The organism is Pseudomonas sp. TH21 (assembly GCF_016651025.1).
Lineage (GTDB): Bacteria > Pseudomonadota > Gammaproteobacteria > Pseudomonadales > Pseudomonadaceae > Aquipseudomonas > Aquipseudomonas aylmerensis.
In genome coordinates this window covers 3558946-3574772 of the sequence record NZ_JAEKEQ010000001.1, presented here as the reverse complement: position 1 = coordinate 3574772, position 15827 = coordinate 3558946, and the positions used below count along the sequence as shown (strand labels likewise).

Genomic DNA, 15827 nt, shown 5'->3' with positions numbered 1-15827 from the left:
ATTGCATCACCGCGAAGCACCTGGTGCACCGCGGTGTCTGCATCGCCGGCCAAGCTCCCACAAAGGCCCGTTTCCTCGGTTAGATCTGCGCCAACGCCTGGGCCAGGTCGGCGCGCAAATCCTCCACATCCTCAACCCCCACCGACAACCGCACCAACCCATCGCCGATCCCCAACTGCGCGCGCGTGGCGGCGGGGATGCTGGCGTGGGTCATGATCGCCGGGTGCTCGATCAGGCTCTCAACGCCGCCGAGGCTTTCGGCCAGGGCGAAGATCTTGACGTTCTCCAGGAAGCGCGTGGCGCCGGCCAGGTCGCTGTTGAGGTCCACCGAGATCATCCCGCCAAACCCCCGCATCTGTTTGCGCGCCAGTTCATGCTGGGGGTGGGACGTGAGGCCCGGATAATACACCCGCGCCACTTGCGGTTGCTGTTCCAGCCAGGTGGCGAGGTCGAGGGCGTTGCTGCAATGGCGTTCCATGCGCAGCGCCAGGGTTTTCACGCCGCGCAGGGTCAGGAAGGCGTCGAAGGGGCCGGCGATGGCGCCGACCGAGTTCTGCAGGAAGCCCAGGCGTTCGGCGAGCGCGGGGTTGTCGCCGACGATGGCGATGCCGCCGATCACGTCGGAGTGGCCATTGAGGTATTTGGTGGTGGAGTGCACCACCACATCAAAGCCCAGCTCCAGCGGACGCTGGATCCACGGGCTGGCGAAGGTGTTGTCGGCCACGCAGATGATGTCGCGGTCGCGGCAGATACGTGCGATCGCGCTCAGGTCGGTGAGGCTCAGCAGCGGATTGCTCGGGGTTTCGACCCAGACCATGCGCGTGTCGTCCTGCAACGAGGCTTCGAAAGCCGACAGGTCACTCAGGTCGACAAAGCTGAAACGATGCCCGGCACTGCGTTGGCGCACTTTGTCGAATAAACGGAAGGTACCGCCGTACAAGTCATTGCCGGAGACGATATGAGCGCCGGCGTCGAGCAGTTCCAACACGGTGGAAATCGCCGCCAGCCCGGACGCAAAGGCAAACGCCTGGCTGCCGCCTTCGAGGTCGGCGACGCAGCGTTCCAGGGCAAAGCGCGTGGGGTTGTGGGAGCGGCCATAGTCGAAGCCCTTGTGTACGCCGGGGCTGTCTTGCAGGTAGGTGGAGTTGGCGTAGATCGGCGGCATCAGCGCGCCCGTAGTCGGGTCGGGTGATTGCCCGGCGTGGATCACACGGGTGGCAAATGCACTTTTATCGGGCTGACTCATACAAGGGATCTCCGCAGGTGGTTAAGCAGGTCGACGCGCGTGATCAGACCGTGGAAGCCCGAGGCGTCGGCGATTATTGCGACCAGGCCGCGATCCAGTTCCGCCTGCAGTTCGGCGAGGCTGGCGCTGGGGGCCAGGGTCTGCAGGTGATCGGTCATGGCGCTGGCGACGACCATGGAAAAATCTGCCGCGTCGTGATGCAGGCCGAGCAGGATGTCGGACTCGTCGATGACGCCGACCAGCGTCTGGCCGTCGACCAGTACCGGCAGTTGCGAGACATCCGCCAGGCGCATGCGCTGGAAGGCGGTGAGCAGGGTGTCGTCGGGGCTCACGCTGATCACGCGGCCATCTTCGAAGCGCCGCGCGATGAGGTCGCGCAGGTCGCCGTAGTGTTTGTATTGCAACAAGCCGGCGTCGTTCATCCACTGGTCGTTGTAGACCTTCGACAGGTAGCGCGTGCCGGTGTCGCACACAAAGGTCACCACGCGCTTGGGTTCGGTCTGTTCGCGGCAATAGCGCAGGGCGGCGGCGAGCAGGGTGCCGGTGGAGGAACCGCCGAGAATGCCCTCGGCCTTGAGCAGTTGGCGCGCGTGGTCGAAGCTTTCTTCATCGCTGATGGAGTAGGCGTGGCGCACGCTGGAGAGGTCGGCAATAGAGGGGATGAAGTCTTCGCCGATGCCTTCCACGGCCCAGGAACCGGGAGTTTCCAGCTGGCCGCTGCGGCTGTATTCGGCCATCACCGAGCCCACCGGGTCGGCCAGGACCATTTCCAGTTCCGGTTGGACGCGCTTGAAGAAGCGGGTCAGGCCGGTGAGGGTGCCGGCCGAGCCGACGCCCACCACGATTGCGTCGACATCATGCTGGGTCTGCGCCCAGATTTCCGGCGCGGTGCTGGTTTCGTGGGCCAGGGGGTTGGCCGGGTTGTTGAACTGGTCGGCAAAGAATGAACCGGGAATATCCTTGGCCAGGCGCGCGGCCACGTCCTGGTAGTACTCGGGGTGGCCCTTGCCCACGTCGGAGCGGGTGATATGCACTTCGGCGCCCATGGCCTTGAGGTGCAGCACCTTTTCCGTGGACATCTTGTCGGGCACCACCAGCACCACCCGATAGCCCTTCGCCCGGCCGACCAACGCCAGGCCCAGGCCAGTGTTGCCGGCGGTGGCCTCGATAATGGTGCCGCCCTCGCGCAGGCGGCCGTCGCGTTCGGCGGCGTCGATCATGGCCAGGCCGATGCGGTCCTTGATGGAGCCGCCGGGGTTCTGTGATTCAAGTTTGAGAAAGAGTGTGCAGGGGCCGGTATCGAAACGGCTGACCCGAACCAGCGGCGTATTGCCGATCAGCTCGAGGACGGCGGGGCGGGAAAGCGTGGGCATGTCTTCACCTGATTGCGAATGGGATGGACAGCAAAATGCACGGCATGGCTTGGAACATAGGCCGGTATCGGGCGGGTCGCAACCGCGCGGTCCGCTGAATGTCTTTTTTTGGCGCATGGGCGATGGGTGGGTGCGCTATCAGCGGGCAGGGTTTGAGTGCATGCCCGCGCATTCATTGGGTTTCGAGGTTGGCCTGGGGTTTGCTTCCACTTATCCAAACTTGGATACAAGATGGAGTTTCCCATGCACAACGCGTTTGGCTGGACCCTCGGCGAGTGGCTTGACGGCTACCGTAGCGGCAGCATCACCCCGGATATTCTGCTGACCCTCGCCGCTGAGTACCCCGGCGATGACAACGCCTGGATCGCCCGTGCGACCCCGGCGCAGCTGACCGAACAACTGGCGCAGTTGAGCGCGCGCCTGGCGGCGGTGGACGGTGATGTCACCCAGCTGGCGCTGTATGGCGTGCCATTCGCAATCAAGGACAATATCGATGCGGCCGGCTGGGAGACCACGGCGGCCTGTCCCGAATTTGCCTACACGGCGGCGCAGGATGCATCTGTAGTCCAACGGCTGCGCGAAGCCGGCGCGATCCTGATGGGCAAGACCAACCTCGATCAGTTCGCCACGGGCCTGGTGGGCACACGCTCGCCCTACGGCGCGGTGGGCAATAGCTTTGACGCGGATTACGTCAGCGGAGGCTCCAGCTCAGGCTCGGCGTCGGTGGTGGCGCGTGGGCTGGTGGCGTTTTCCCTGGGCACCGACACCGCAGGCTCCGGGCGCGTGCCGGCGGGGTTCAACAATATCGTCGGGTTGAAACCGACCAAGGGCCGCCTGTCCAATACCGGGCTGGTGCCGGCGTGCCGCACCGTGGATTGCATCTCGGTGTTTGCGTTGACCGTCGAATGCGCCGAAAGCGTGATGCGCGTTGCTGAGGGCTACGATGCCAGCGACGCCTATTCGCGTGTGAACCCGCATACCGCACCGGTCGCGGTGGGGGCGGCGATCAAGCTGGCGATCCCGGCGAGCCTGGAGTTTTTTGGCGATACCCTCAACCAGGCGGTGTTTGAGCACGCGGTACAAGGCTTCAAGGCCCTGGGCGCGGTGATCACCCCGGTGGACTTCAGCGCGTTCAAGGCCCTTGCGGACCAGTTGTACTTCGGCCCGTGGGTCGCCGAGCGTACCGTTGCCCTGGAACGCATGCTGGAGCAGCAACCGGAGGCGATCAACCCGGTGGTGCGCGGCATTGTCGAGAGTGGTCGCCAGTACAGCGCGTGCGACGCCTACAAGGCTGAATACTTGCGGGCCGAGCTGAGCCGGCGCATCAACGACACGCTGGCGGGTTTCGACGCGTTGCTGGTGCCCACGTCGCCAACCCTTCGCACCCAGGCGGAAATGGCCCAGGAGCCGGTGCGCTACAACTCGCAATTTGGCTATTACACCAACTTCACTAACCTCGCCGACCTGTCGGCCCTGGCGCTCCCGGCGGGCCTGCGCAGCGATGGGTTGCCCAGCGGTATTACCTTGCTGGCACCGGCCTGGCACGACACGGCCTTGGCCCACCTGGGCAAACGCTGGCAGGCCAGCCTGGACCTGCCCTTGGGTGCCACCGAACGTTATTTGCCCGCGCCGGCCACCGCGCTGCAGGCGCCTGGCAGCGTGCGGGTGGCGGTGGTGGGCGCGCATCTGACCGGCATGCCGCTGAACGTGCAGCTGACCTCGCGTAACGCGGTGCTGGTGGAGCAAACCCTGACGGCCGACAACTATCGGCTCTATGCCCTGCCGGGCACTGTGCCGCCCAAGCCTGGGCTGGCCAGGGCAGACAGCGGCCGTGCGATTGTTGTCGAGCTGTGGGACCTGCCGATTGCGCGCTTCGGTGAATTCGTCGCCGAGATCCCGGCGCCCTTGGGAATCGGCAATCTGCTGCTGGCGGATGGGCGCAGCGTCAAAGGTTTTATCTGCGAGCCTTGGGCCCTGGCCGACGCCCTCGACATCACCGAGTTTGGCGGCTGGCGCGCCTTTATTGCGAGCCGGGGGTAGGCATGCAACTGGCGACGATGACAACCGCCAAGGCACGGCCGCACAGCCTGGCTGAACAGGTCTATGCGCAGCTCAAGGCGGATATTTTCGAGTTCCGCCTGCTGCCGGGCGATCGCTTCAGCGAAGGTGACGTGGCCATGCGCATGCAGGCCAGCCGTACCCCGGTGCGCCAGGCGCTTTATCGTCTGGAGAAGGAAGGGTACGTGCAGGTGTATTTTCGCAGCGGCTGGCAGGTCAAGCCGTTCGACTTCGCGTATTTCGAAGAGCTGTATGACGTGCGCATTGTGCTGGAACTGGCAGCGGTCAGCCGCTTGTGCGCGATGGACGAACCGAGCCCTGTATTGCAGGCCTTGCAGGCGACCTGGCAGGTGGAAGCGGCGGAGCGGTTGCAGGACACCCAGGCCGTCTCGGCGCTGGATGAGCGTTTTCATTGTGACCTGGTGCATGCCACGGGCAATGGCGAAATGGCGCGTATGCATTACGCCATTACTGAAAAAATCCGCATCATCCGCCGGCTCGACTTTACCCAGGCGTCACGCATTGCGGCGACGTACGAGGAGCACGGGCAAATCCTCGCGGCCATCCTGCAACGCCAGGCCGATCAGGCGCAGCACCTGCTCAAGCGCCATATTGAACTGAGTAAACAGGCCGTGCGCGAGATCACGCTGCACAGGCTGCATATGGCGAGGCAGGGTTGAGGTTCTGAATCAGGCTGAGCTGTTGTGGCAAGTGGGGGGTGTGGCAAGCAGGCCTTTTTGTGGCAAGCAGGCCTTTTTGTGGCAGGCAAGCTTTTTTGTGGTGAGCGCGCTTGTTGTGGCGAGCGGGCTTGCCCCGCGTTGGGCTGCGAAGCAGCCCCAGTCCGCCAGATGCGGTGTGTCAGGCAATTCTCGGTGGATGGTTTTGGGGCTGCTGCGCAGCCCAACGCGGGGCAAGCCCGCTCACCACAAAAAGCAGGTTCACCACAAAAAAGTCTGCTCACCAAAAAAAGCCGGTTCACCACAAAAAAGCCTGCTCACCACAAAAAAAGCCCACTCACCAGAAAAATGCGGGCCCTGGCAACAAGAGGCCTGTTTATCAGCGCTTATGCGCGAACTCCTGGAAGCTCGCGCAACCGTGTCACCACCGCCTCGCTGGCCCGTTGCATCGGCGCGCGCAGCTCGTCGCTGATCAAACCTTCAAGGGCCAGCGCTGCCTTCACCGGTGCCGGGTTGGGCTCCATGAACATCGTGTTGATCAACGGCACCAATCCCAAAAACGTCGCCCGGGCCTCGGTCAGTTGGTTATCGCGCACCTGCTGACACAGCGCCACAAACTCTGCGGTACGCACATGCGCCGATGCCGCAATCGCACCGCTGGCACCCAGGCACAGCGCATTGAAGATCTGGATATCCTCGCCGCACAACACATCCACCGCACCACTGGCCAGCAGCGCGAGGGTGATGTCCAGGTTGCCGCCGCAATCCTTGATCGCCACGATGCGTTCGTGCGCGACGATAGTAAGCAAGGTCGCCTGCTCGAAGGTCACGCCGGTGCGGTAGGGAATGTCGTAGAGAATGATCGGCGCGCTGGATGCGTCGGCCACTGTGCGAAAGAACGCTTCAAGGCCGGCCTGGGACGGGCGGATGTAGCTCGGCGCGGGCACCAGCAGGCCAGCCACCGGGCGCTTGAGGACCTCGCCCTGGAACTGCAGCAATTCACTCTGGTTATTGCCCGCCAGGCCCATTACCACGCGGTGCGCCGGCACCCATTGCAACACCGCATCGAGCACGGCCAATTGTTCCGCCCGGCTCAGCGACGCCGCTTCGCCGGTGGTGGTACACACCATGATTCCGGCTACGTGCTGTTCCAGCAGGTGGTTGACCAGTCGGTGCAGGCCGATGAAATCGATGGCGCCGTCATGGAACGGCGTGACTACGGGAACCCAGATACCTTGAAACGAGGACATGCATTTTCTCCTGATGATTGACCGCTTGAGTCACCGTCAGAAGGGCATGGGGAATTGTGCAAAGGGGAGGGAGTCCGTCGCGCTCAATGTCCTGTCAGCTCATCTGACGGGACAGCGCGCCCCGGTCACATGAGCGACTGTTTCTTCGATTTGAGGGCGTGCGCAACGCAACCTTGCGCCTTGGCAATCAAGCCAATGACGGAAAGGTTAACGGAGGACATTGCGGACATTGACTGACACACCCTGAATAAGGCCTCCATCTTCATGGAATATTACAGGGTGTGTCAACGATGTTTATTCGGCGCTGTTATTCGAATCGATCGATGCGCGAATCGGAGTAGAAAAACTCATTCTTGTCCGTGCTGGACTCGTGGAAATACGCATAGTCGGTCAGGTAGAACAGGTGGTTGACGCGGTTGTACTTGTCGTCGTCGGTACGGCACGACAAGGCCTTGGCGCTGCCCAGCAGCTTGGGATTGAGTTCACTCGCCGGCAATTCGCGCTCGACCACGCAGCGCGTGACCTGTTGCTTGTTGTAGCTGCCGAGCAAGCTGTTGAGGGTCGAGCGGTTGATCTGGTAGACCACCGTGTCGCCGACCGGCAGTTCCTTCCAGTTACCGGTGAGGCTCAGCTGGGTCAGTGTCGAGCTTTCGGCCATGCTCGAGAAGGTCGACTTGGACACCAGTTCGATCAGGTTGCGCCAGCTCACCGACTGCGACTCGTAGCCATCGCCACGCAGGGCGATCGCCTGCTGGCCGCTCGCCGCGTCCTGGCTGATGAACTGCTCGCTGGTCGAATTGCTGGTCTTGCCTTTCATGGTCGAGGTGCCGGTGAAGTGCACGTACTTCAGGGTGCGCGCCGGCTTGTCCTGCTTGAACGGCGCCAACGCGGCGAGGACTTGTGGCTGCACCGAGGTCAAGGCGATGTTGGCCGGGGCTTTCAGGCGCGGCTTGAACACCGGCAGTGCGGCGATTTTCTCTGGGGTGGCGCAGACATGCTTGAACAGCAACTCGTAGTCGTCATTGCTGCCGGCCATCGCGCGCGGCGTCGGGAAGCTGTCGACGCGGCCGTCGCTGACACGATTGCGTGCGTCCAGGTCATACCCGGCCAGTTCCTTGTAGGTGCCGTTTGCGCAGGACACCGCAAAGTGCTCGCGTTTTTGCGCGTATGGCGCGTCGTAGGGCAGGTCGTTGAGTACCGTGGGGTTATCGAACGCCGCCCAGAAGCGGGTTTCACCCTGCACGGTCTTGACGCTGGCGGCGTCGATCAGCACCCAGTTATCGCGATCGTCGCTCTTGACCAGGCGCCAGTCAGGCTTGGGCGTCTCGGCACAGGCACGCACGAAGGTCGGGTTGGCGGCCAACTTTGCATACAGGTCGGCGGACAGCTCGCGCGCTTTGCTGTAGCGCCCGGCTTTCAGCGGATAGACACGCTGCGAGCCGTCGATGTACAGCAGGTACAGTTGTGGCGACGAGCACGCGGCCTCGAACTGCATGGTGGGGCGCATGCCGGTTTTGAATTCGGGCATCAGCAATTCGAAACTCAGCAGGTCGCCTTCGCGCACGATGCTGTTCTCGACCAGCGGTTGGCCCAAGGTAACGGCGAACATTTGGTCGACTCTGTTGGCCTGGGTGGCGCAACCGGACAAGGTGGCGATGCCACCGGCAAGCAATAGGGAAGTTAAAACGCGCACAAGAGCCTCATTGAGTCCATTCGGGGATGTAAGGGTGACGGCAGGGGAGTGTCAATCTTTAAGGTTATCGCATCGGGGCCTTAGGGACCTAACCCCAAGGCCCGCCGTTGCTTAGCCCTTGATGGCGGCTTCAATGGCGGCAATGTCGATTTTGGTCATGGTCATCATCGCGTCGAAGGCACGCTTGGCGATCTTCTGGTCCGGATTGGAGACGGCGGCGGTCAATACCCTCGGCGAGATCTGCCACGACAGCCCCCATTTGTCCTTGCACCAACCACAGACGCTGGCCTGGCCGCCGTTGTCGATGATTGCATTCCAGTACCGGTCGGTTTCCGCCTGATCATCGGTGGCCACCTGAAAGGAAAACGCCTCGGAGTGCGTGAAGATCGGGCCGCCATTCAGGCCGATGCACGGGATGCCCATCACCGTGAACTCCACGGTCAGCACATCACCCTGCTTGCCGGAAGGGTAGTCGCCGGGTGCCAGGTGCACGGCATCGACCGTGCTGTCCGGGAAGGTGCTGGCATAGAAGCGGGCAGCCTCCTCGGCGGCGCCGTGGTACCAGAGGCAGAGGGTGTTCTTGCTTTTCATGGTCGGTCTCCACAGGTGACGGGTGTATGGAGTCTAGACGCCGAGCTGCGCTTCGATAGCCGCCTTGTCGATCACCGACCATACGTGCGCAAACCGGCCGTCGAGCACTTCATAAAACACGTTTTCATCGAATTTCACCTGCCGGCCATTGATCGGCAGCCCGAAGAATTCGCCCCTGGGCGTGACGTTGAAATTCAGCCGGCTGGCCACCGTGGGCGGGTCGGCGACCAGCAGTTGGATGCGAAATACCAGGTCGGGGATTTCACGGAAGTCACGCTCCAGCATCGCGCGGTAACCGCCGAGGCCGACCCGTGTGGCGTTGTAGGTCACGTCCGGGTGGACGAAGTCGCCCAGGCGCTCCCAGTCCTGCTGGTTGAGGCAGTCAATGTAGCCTCGGTAAAGGTCGGCGAGTTCGTTGCGGGTCATGCGCAGGCTCCTCGGTCAAAAGCGCTCGTCCAGAATCGCCGGCAGGGTGATGTCCTTGACGAAACTGGCGGAAGACAGACTCAGCGTCATGCGCACCACCTGCACCACATCGTGCACGGGGATCGAGTGGCCTTCACCGCGTTGCTCGGCCACCGCACGCGGTGTGCTCAAGGGGTCTTCGGTGTTGAGGTAGCCGAGGTTCAGGCAGGTGACGCCCAAGCGTTGCTGGCGATAGCCTTCACGCAAGGCATCGGCGATACCGCGCAAGGCGAACTTGGAAGCTCCGAAGGCAACCTCAGGCCGGCCACTTTGCGGCAGGCCGGAAGTGGAGCCGGTCAGGATGATGCGTGGATTTCTGCTCTTCAGCAGCACCGGCAACAGCCGCTTGATCAGCAGGATCGTCGAGGTGATGTTGCAATTGACGATGGCTTCCAACTGGTCATCGTCGTCAGCCAGGAACGCGTAAGCCGGGTCAAACGCCAGTACCTCCCAGATGCCGAGGTTGTAGATCAGCGTGTCCAGGCCGTCATCGGCTATTGCGTCTGCGATGACTTGCGCCGCCTTGGCCGGCTCCGCGAGGTTGGCCTCGACCCAGCGCACCTGCACGCCGGCCCGTTGCTCCAGGTGTCCGGGATGGGAGCGGGACACGCCGATCAGCGTGTCCCCAGGCTCACCAAGCCCCTCGATCAGGGCCTTGCCCAACCCTTTGCTTGCGCCGACCACCATGGTTTTCATTGAGTGTCTCCTTGACTGGGAAATCCGCTGAGGCGAGCAAGCTTACGCCCGACGCGCCATCAACAACACCGTCGCCGCTGCCGACAACAGCCCCGCGCAGCAACGATTGAAGATCCGCTTGCCGCGTGGCTCGGCGAACCAGCGGCGCATATGCAGGCCCATATAGGCGTAGGCGCTGATAGCAATCCATTCGAGCATCAGGAACAACGCACCCAGCAGCGCAAATTGCGGCGTGATCGGCTGCCCCGGCACCACGAACTGCGGGAGGAACGCGGTGAAGATCAAAATTGCCTTCGGATTACCGGCCGCGACCAGAAACTCCTGGCGCGCCAACGCCCACAATCCCACCTTGGCCGCGGTCGATTGCGCCTCTGCCTCGGGATTCGCCCGCCACAGCTGAAACGCCAGGTAGAACAGATACGCCGCACCCACAATCTTGATCGCGTAGAACAACAACTCCGAGGTTTGCAGCACCACCGCAAGACCGGCGGAGGCGAGAGCGATCATCCCGGCGAAGGCCAGCAAGCGGCCGATCCCAGCGAGGCACGAGGTGCGGTAGCCGTAGCGGGTGGAGTTGCTCACGGACAGCAGGTTGTTCGGGCCAGGCGCCATGTTCAGGGCGAAGCAGGCGGGGAGGAAAAGGGCGAGGGTGGCGAGGTCCATGGCGGCTCCGGTTCTCGGGTCTGGGGAGAAGGAGGATAACGGCAGTCGGTGCGGTTGAGCCAGCGCAAGGGTAACCGTCGTAGACACTCACACCTCGGTGTGCGTGGCGAGGTTGCAGTATTGTCCTTTGAAATACAGCAATGGCTGCGTGGCAGCGGTCTCTTGCAGGTTCAACGCTTTCACTTCACCGATCACGATCAGGTGGTCACCTGCGGCGTATTCGGCGTGAATTTCGCAATCAAGCCATTGCAGGCTGCCGCCAAGGAGCGGATTGCCCAGCGGCGATGCCTGCCATTCGACGCCGTGCCATTTGTCGGTGCCTCGGCGAGCGAACTGGTTGGAAATCGTGACTTGCTCACCGGACAGGATATTCACGGCGAACCGGCCCGCCTTGCGGATTCTGGGGTAGCTGGCCGAACTCGACATCACGCTGAAAGACACCAGCGGTGGGCTCACCGACACGCTGTAGAACGACTGGCAAGTGAAGCCAATGGGCTCGCCATCCACGTGTGAGGTAATCACGGTGATACCGGATGCGTAGTGCCCGAGCGCTTCGCGAAAGCTCAATGGCTCGAGAGCCATGTTGGCGAGTGACATGGTAGGTCCTGGATAAGGGCGGCAGCTTGATCGTGGTGAGAAAAGCCTGGGGGCGACTGGATGTTTGGCGGGCTGCAGGCTTCAGGGAGTCTTTTTCAGAATCTCCGTGAAACCTTCACCGGCCTGGATCACCCAGCCTATGGCTGGAGCCATGAACTCACGCGTTCAAGAGTTCTCGTCGAACGATTTCTGCGCCTGCACTGAGTGCGTTCAGTTTGCCTCTCGCTACGCGACGCGGTAGGGGCGCCATGCCGCAGTTGGTGCACGGATAGAGCTTGTCGGCATCGACAAACTGCAGGGCTTTGCGCAGGGTGTTGGCGACTTCCTCGGGTGTCTCAATGGTGTCGGTTGCCACGTCGATGGCGCCGACCATCACCTTTTTACCCCGGATGAGTTCAATCAACTCCATCGGGACATGAGAGTTGTGACATTCCAGCGAGATGATGTCGATGCTGGATTTTTGCAGCTTGGGGAAGGCCTCTTCATATTGACGCCATTCCGAGCCCAGGGTCTTTTTCCAATCGGTATTGGCCTTGATGCCGTAGCCATAGCAAATATGCACAGCGGTTTCGCACTTGAGGCCTTCGATGGCCCTTTCCAGGGTTGCCACTCCCCAATCGTTGACTTCGTCAAAGAAAACGTTAAAAGCCGGCTCGTCGAATTGAATAATGTCGACGCCAGCCGCTTCCAGCTCCCTGGCTTCCTGATTGAGGATTTTGGCGAATTCCCACGCGAGTTTTTCGCGACTCTTGTAGTGGTTGTCATAAAGCGTATCGATCATGGTCATCGGGCCTGGCAACGCCCACTTGATCGGTTGCTGGGTCTGCTGGCGCAGAAACTTGGCATCTTCAACAAACACCGGCTTTTGGCGGCTCACCGCGCCCACCACCGTCGGCACGCTCGCGTCATAACGATCACGAATCCTGACTGTCTCGCGTTTCTCGAAATCTACGCCGCTGAGGTGCTCGATGAACGTCGTGACGAAATGTTGGCGCGTTTGTTCACCATCACTGACGATGTCAATGCCGGCGTGTTGTTGCTCCTGCAGCGCCAAACGCAACGCATCCTGTTTGCCCTCGATCAATGTCTCATCCTGCAGCTTCCAGGGTGACCACAGTGTCTCTGGTTGTGCGAGCCAGGAGGGTTTCGGCAAGCTGCCAGCCGTGGAGGTGGGTAACAATTTTTTCATTCGGGATAACCTTGTATTGGCTGAGTCAAAGCGCGCAGTTGGCGGACCATTGTTCAAGAATGGCGTGGTACGGCTTGATGAAGTTCTCTTCAACAAACTGGCCCTGCTCAATCGCCAGTCGGCTACGTTCCTCACGGTCATAAACAATGCGCGTCAAGGAGTAGTCCTGGTGCTTCAAGCTCGGTTGATAGGACTTTCCGGCTGCAGAGTTCGCGTTGTAGATCTCGGGCCGGTAAATCTTCTGGAACGTGTCCATCGTGCTGATAGTGCTGATAAGTTCAAGGTTGGTGTAATCACCCAGCAGGTCGCCTGAAAAATAAAACGCCAACGGAGCAACACTGTTTGACGGCATGAAATAACGGACTTTTAAACCCATCTTCCTGAAATAGTCGTCGGTCAAGGAGTGTTCATCTTGCTGGTATTCAACCCCAAGTACCGGGTGCTGGTTTTCAGTCCGGTGATAAGTCTTGGTGTTTGAAACGCTCAGGCATATCACCGGCGGTTTATTGAAGTTGTCCTTGTAGGTGCTGGAGTTCACGAAGTGTTTGAAGAGCTTGCCGTGCAAGTCTCCGAAATTCTCTGGCGTGCCAAAGGTGGGCTGATGCTTGTTGTGGTCCAGCAGTACCACGCTGAAATCATAGTCGCGCACGTAGGAGGAGAAGTTGTTGCCTACGATGCCGTCGATTCGCTCGTTGGTGTTCAGGTCGACGATGGTGGTTTTCAATACTTCAATCAGCGGAATGGCACGGCCACTGTGTTCGACATCAATGCCCATTTCAACCGAGATGATTTCAAGTTCAACGGTGTAACGATCGCCTTTTGGATTGTCCCAGTGCGCCAGGGCATTGAAGCGATTGTCAATCATCCTTAGTGTATTGCGCAGGTTCTCTTGACGACTCTGGCCCCGGGCCAAGTTGGCGAAATTAGTGGTGATGCGTGTATTTTCCGAGGGGTGATAGTGCTCGTCGAAGCGAAGGCGCTTAAGCGTAAATGTAAACTCGTTGTTCATTTTGATCTGACACCCTGATGCCTGAGATAAAACCGGCGACATGAAATGCACTGATGAGTGCTATTCCGCCGGCCTGTTTGGTTTTGGCTCAGTAGTCTTTATATGATCTGTCTTAGAGGTGTAGTTTAGGCCGGGGGTTAGAGTTAGAGATAATGAATTGATTTCACTGAAGCGTTAGCCCTCCTCATGATGGGGTGGGTGGGTTCAGAGTTGATATCTTTAGTGCCTGACAGGGCCTCTTCGCAGCCTCGCTGGGGCTCGACAACTCCCACAGGGGATTGGGGTTGTTTGTGGGGTTGGGGTTGGCTTGATGATGGGGCGGGGCCTGGGCTTTTTGGTATTTGGCGGAATAGCCTGCTGGCAAAACGCAAGCCCTCTGTGGGAGTTGTCGAGCCCAGGCGAGGCTGCGAAGGCGGACTCACAGTCGACATCTTCATCGGCTGACAGGGCTTCTTCGCAGCCTCGCTGGGGCTCGACAACTCCTACAGGGGATTGGGGTTGTCTGTGGGGTTGGGGTTGGCTTGATGGTGGGGCGGCGCCTGGGATTTTTCTCATGGGGCGGGATAGTCTGCTGATAAAACGCAAGCCTCCTGTGGGAGTTGTCGAGCCCTAGCGAGGCTGCGAAGGCGGACTCACAGTCGACATCTCTATCGGCTGACAGGGCCTCTTCGCAGCCTCGCTGGGGCTCGACAACTCCCACAGGGGATTGGGGTTGTTTGTGGGATTGGGGTTGGCTTGATGGTGGGGCGGGGCCGGGGCTTTTTGGTATTTGGCGGAATAGCCTGCTGGCAAAACGCAAGCCCCCTGTGGGAGTTGTCGAGCCCAGGCGAGGCTGCGAAGGCGGACTCACAGTCGACATCTTCATCGGCTGACAGGGCTTCTTCGCAGCCTCGCTGGGGCTCGACAACTCCTACAGGGGATTGGGGTTGTCTGTGGGGTTGGGGTTGGCTTAGCGCGAGAGCAGCGGCGCGGGGGCTTTTTCCTGTGGGCCTACATCATGCAGGGAAATCCGCGAGGTCTCCGGCAGTGCCAGTCCGCCGGCCAGCGCGAGCAATGCCACGGCTATCAGGTAAAACGCCGGTGACAGGTTGCTGCCGGTGGTGCTGATCAGCCAGGTCGCCATCAACGGCGCGGTACCGCCGAAGATCGTGTACGCCATGTTGTAGGTGATCGCCGAAGCGGTGTAGCGCGTGCGGGTCGGGAAGGTCTCCGAGAGCAAGGCGGCGGTGACCACGCCGCACAGCACGGCGCCGACCGCGAGCAACATCACCCCGACCACCGAGGCTGCGAACGAGCCGGAACTGGCCATCAGGAACGACGGATACACCACCACGATCAACAGCGCACAGGCGGTCATCACCGTGACCCGGCGCCCCACCCGGTCCGAGTACAGCCCGGCCAGCGGGCAAATCGCCGCGGCGAAAATCAGCGCAATCAGCGACACCAGCAACGCCATCGCCCGGCTCAGTCCGCCGGCCACTTGCAGATACGTCGCGAAGTAGGTGGTGAACATATAAAACGACAGCGCCGTGAGTGACACAAAAGCGCCCAGGCAGCAGATCGCCGCACCATGGTTGCGCAAGGTTTCCTTGAGCGGGGAGTGGGCTACCGCATGCTCCTGCTTGACGGCCTGGAAGGCGGGCGTCTCATCCAGCTTCCAGCGCAGGTAAAGCCCGACCAGCCCCAGCGGCGCCGCGATCAGGAACGGCAGGCGCCAGCCCCAACTGCCCATCGCTTCGGCGGACAACGACGCCTCCAGGGCGTACGCCACCACGGCGGCGGCAGCGAACGCGGAAAACGTCGACACCGGCACGAAGCTGCCGTACCAGGCGCGCTTGTCACTGGGCGCGTGTTCCATCAGATAGGCGCAGGCCCCGGCGTATTCGCCGCCAGCGGAGAAACCCTGGGCGCAGCGGATCAGCGACAGCAGAATCGGCGCTGCAACGCCGATGGCGGCGTAAGTCGGGAGCAGGCCGATCAAGGTGGTGGCGCCGGCCATCAGCAGGATCGTCATGGCCAGCGTGCGTTTGCGCCCGATGCGGTCGCCGAGCATGCCAAAGAACACCCCGCCCAGGGGCCGGAAAGCGAAGGCCACGGCGAATACCGCGAAGGTCTTGAGCAGCGCAGCACTGGTGTCGCCGCTGGGGAAGAACTGTTGCGCGATGGTGGTGGCGAGGAAGCCGTAGACGGCGAAGTCGAACCACTCGACGAAGTTACCGATGCCGGCGGCGATGATGACCTTTCGCAGGGTGTGGGGGCTGACCTGTTCGGTGGAGGGGCTCGTCATGGGGGAAGGCCTCGGGATGGGATCGGGGATGCT

The 15827-nt window shown here is 61.3% G+C and carries 14 protein-coding genes; 2 read left to right on the top strand and 12 right to left on the bottom strand.

All coding sequences use genetic code 11. From position 1 onward, the window contains the following. Positions 1 to 79 precede the first annotated feature (79 nt). Together JFU04_RS15705 and JFU04_RS15700 are read right to left on the bottom strand one after the other, a co-directional pair. Positions 80 to 1246, bottom strand: coding sequence for a cystathionine gamma-synthase (locus JFU04_RS15705; protein ID WP_120448767.1), 1167 nt, complete (start codon positions 1244 to 1246; stop codon positions 80 to 82). Then, entirely contained in the window at positions 1243 to 2619 is a 1377-nt protein-coding gene (locus JFU04_RS15700; protein ID WP_106803684.1) for a pyridoxal-phosphate dependent enzyme, read from the bottom strand. Before JFU04_RS15700 ends, JFU04_RS15705 begins: the two co-directional genes overlap by 4 nt. A 243-nt stretch (positions 2620 to 2862) precedes the next feature. On the opposite strand from JFU04_RS15700, the gene atzF reads away from it, so the two are divergent. Both atzF and JFU04_RS15690 read left to right on the top strand, forming a co-directional pair. After that, positions 2863 to 4659, top strand: coding sequence for an allophanate hydrolase (atzF, locus tag JFU04_RS15695; protein ID WP_201144819.1), 1797 nt, complete (start codon positions 2863 to 2865; stop codon positions 4657 to 4659). Between the two features lie 2 nt (positions 4660 to 4661). Beyond that, positions 4662 to 5357, top strand: coding sequence for a GntR family transcriptional regulator (locus JFU04_RS15690; RefSeq protein ID WP_201144817.1), 696 nt, complete (start codon positions 4662 to 4664; stop codon positions 5355 to 5357). Between the two features lie 383 nt (positions 5358 to 5740). On the opposite strand, the gene dapA is transcribed toward JFU04_RS15690, so the two are convergent. From dapA to JFU04_RS15640, 10 genes are all read right to left on the bottom strand, one after another. Continuing rightward, entirely contained in the window at positions 5741 to 6604 is an 864-nt protein-coding gene (gene dapA, locus JFU04_RS15685) for a 4-hydroxy-tetrahydrodipicolinate synthase (protein ID WP_201144815.1), read from the bottom strand. A 307-nt stretch (positions 6605 to 6911) separates the two neighbouring features. Then, positions 6912 to 8297 carry a hypothetical protein gene (locus tag JFU04_RS15680; RefSeq protein ID WP_201144813.1) on the bottom strand — a complete coding sequence of 462 codons (1386 nt, stop codon included), beginning with the start codon at positions 8295 to 8297 and terminating at the stop codon, positions 6912 to 6914. 111 nt (positions 8298 to 8408) lie between these two features. Next, positions 8409 to 8888 (bottom strand): VOC family protein, encoded by a 480-nt coding sequence (locus JFU04_RS15675; RefSeq protein WP_065908073.1) that lies wholly within the window; start codon positions 8886 to 8888, stop codon positions 8409 to 8411. 33 nt (positions 8889 to 8921) lie between these two features. After that, complete coding sequence (locus JFU04_RS15670; protein ID WP_201144811.1) at positions 8922 to 9314, bottom strand: ester cyclase; 393 nt, start codon at positions 9312 to 9314, stop codon at positions 8922 to 8924. A 15-nt stretch (positions 9315 to 9329) separates the two neighbouring features. Continuing rightward, complete coding sequence (locus tag JFU04_RS15665) at positions 9330 to 10049, bottom strand: SDR family NAD(P)-dependent oxidoreductase (RefSeq protein WP_201144809.1); 720 nt, start codon at positions 10047 to 10049, stop codon at positions 9330 to 9332. Positions 10050 to 10091: 42 nt separating this feature from the next. Then, the gene (locus JFU04_RS15660) at positions 10092 to 10712 is read right to left on the bottom strand and encodes a LysE family translocator (RefSeq protein WP_065908079.1); all 621 of its coding nucleotides are present in this window, start codon (positions 10710 to 10712) and stop codon (positions 10092 to 10094) included. An 87-nt stretch (positions 10713 to 10799) separates the two neighbouring features. Further along, positions 10800 to 11309 carry a flavin reductase family protein gene (locus JFU04_RS15655; protein ID WP_201144807.1) on the bottom strand — a complete coding sequence of 170 codons (510 nt, stop codon included), beginning with the start codon at positions 11307 to 11309 and terminating at the stop codon, positions 10800 to 10802. A 157-nt stretch (positions 11310 to 11466) separates the two neighbouring features. Beyond that, on the bottom strand, positions 11467 to 12498 hold the full coding sequence (locus JFU04_RS15650; protein WP_201144805.1) for a methionine synthase: 1032 nt from the start codon (positions 12496 to 12498) through the stop codon (positions 11467 to 11469). A gap of 25 nt (positions 12499 to 12523) precedes the next feature. Further along, positions 12524 to 13507, bottom strand: a complete 984-nt coding sequence (locus JFU04_RS15645) for a DUF1852 domain-containing protein (protein WP_065908084.1) — start codon at positions 13505 to 13507, stop codon at positions 12524 to 12526. 949 nt (positions 13508 to 14456) lie between these two features. Beyond that, entirely contained in the window at positions 14457 to 15794 is a 1338-nt protein-coding gene (locus JFU04_RS15640) for an MFS transporter (protein ID WP_065908086.1), read from the bottom strand. Between the last annotated feature and the right edge of the window lie 33 nt (positions 15795 to 15827).

Excerpts from the sequence above, each read along its gene's own strand:
- dapA (WP_201144815.1), bottom strand. The coding sequence starts at position 6,604 with ATGTCCTCGTTTCAAGGTATCTGGGTTCCCGTAGTCACGCCGTTCCAT.
- JFU04_RS15675 (WP_065908073.1), bottom strand. The coding sequence starts at position 8,888 with ATGAAAAGCAAGAACACCCTCTGCCTCTGGTACCACGGCGCCGCCGAG.
- JFU04_RS15705 (WP_120448767.1), bottom strand. The coding sequence starts at position 1,246 with ATGAGTCAGCCCGATAAAAGTGCATTTGCCACCCGTGTGATCCACGCC.
- JFU04_RS15640 (WP_065908086.1), bottom strand. The coding sequence starts at position 15,794 with ATGACGAGCCCCTCCACCGAACAGGTCAGCCCCCACACCCTGCGAAAG.
- JFU04_RS15700 (WP_106803684.1), bottom strand. The coding sequence starts at position 2,619 with ATGCCCACGCTTTCCCGCCCCGCCGTCCTCGAGCTGATCGGCAATACG.
- JFU04_RS15665 (WP_201144809.1), bottom strand. The coding sequence starts at position 10,049 with ATGAAAACCATGGTGGTCGGCGCAAGCAAAGGGTTGGGCAAGGCCCTG.
- JFU04_RS15660 (WP_065908079.1), bottom strand. The coding sequence starts at position 10,712 with ATGGACCTCGCCACCCTCGCCCTTTTCCTCCCCGCCTGCTTCGCCCTG.
- JFU04_RS15690 (WP_201144817.1), top strand. The coding sequence starts at position 4,662 with ATGCAACTGGCGACGATGACAACCGCCAAGGCACGGCCGCACAGCCTG.
- JFU04_RS15655 (WP_201144807.1), bottom strand. The coding sequence starts at position 11,309 with ATGTCACTCGCCAACATGGCTCTCGAGCCATTGAGCTTTCGCGAAGCG.
- JFU04_RS15670 (WP_201144811.1), bottom strand. The coding sequence starts at position 9,314 with ATGACCCGCAACGAACTCGCCGACCTTTACCGAGGCTACATTGACTGC.
- JFU04_RS15650 (WP_201144805.1), bottom strand. The coding sequence starts at position 12,498 with ATGAAAAAATTGTTACCCACCTCCACGGCTGGCAGCTTGCCGAAACCC.
- atzF (WP_201144819.1), top strand. The coding sequence starts at position 2,863 with ATGCACAACGCGTTTGGCTGGACCCTCGGCGAGTGGCTTGACGGCTAC.
- JFU04_RS15645 (WP_065908084.1), bottom strand. The coding sequence starts at position 13,507 with ATGAACAACGAGTTTACATTTACGCTTAAGCGCCTTCGCTTCGACGAG.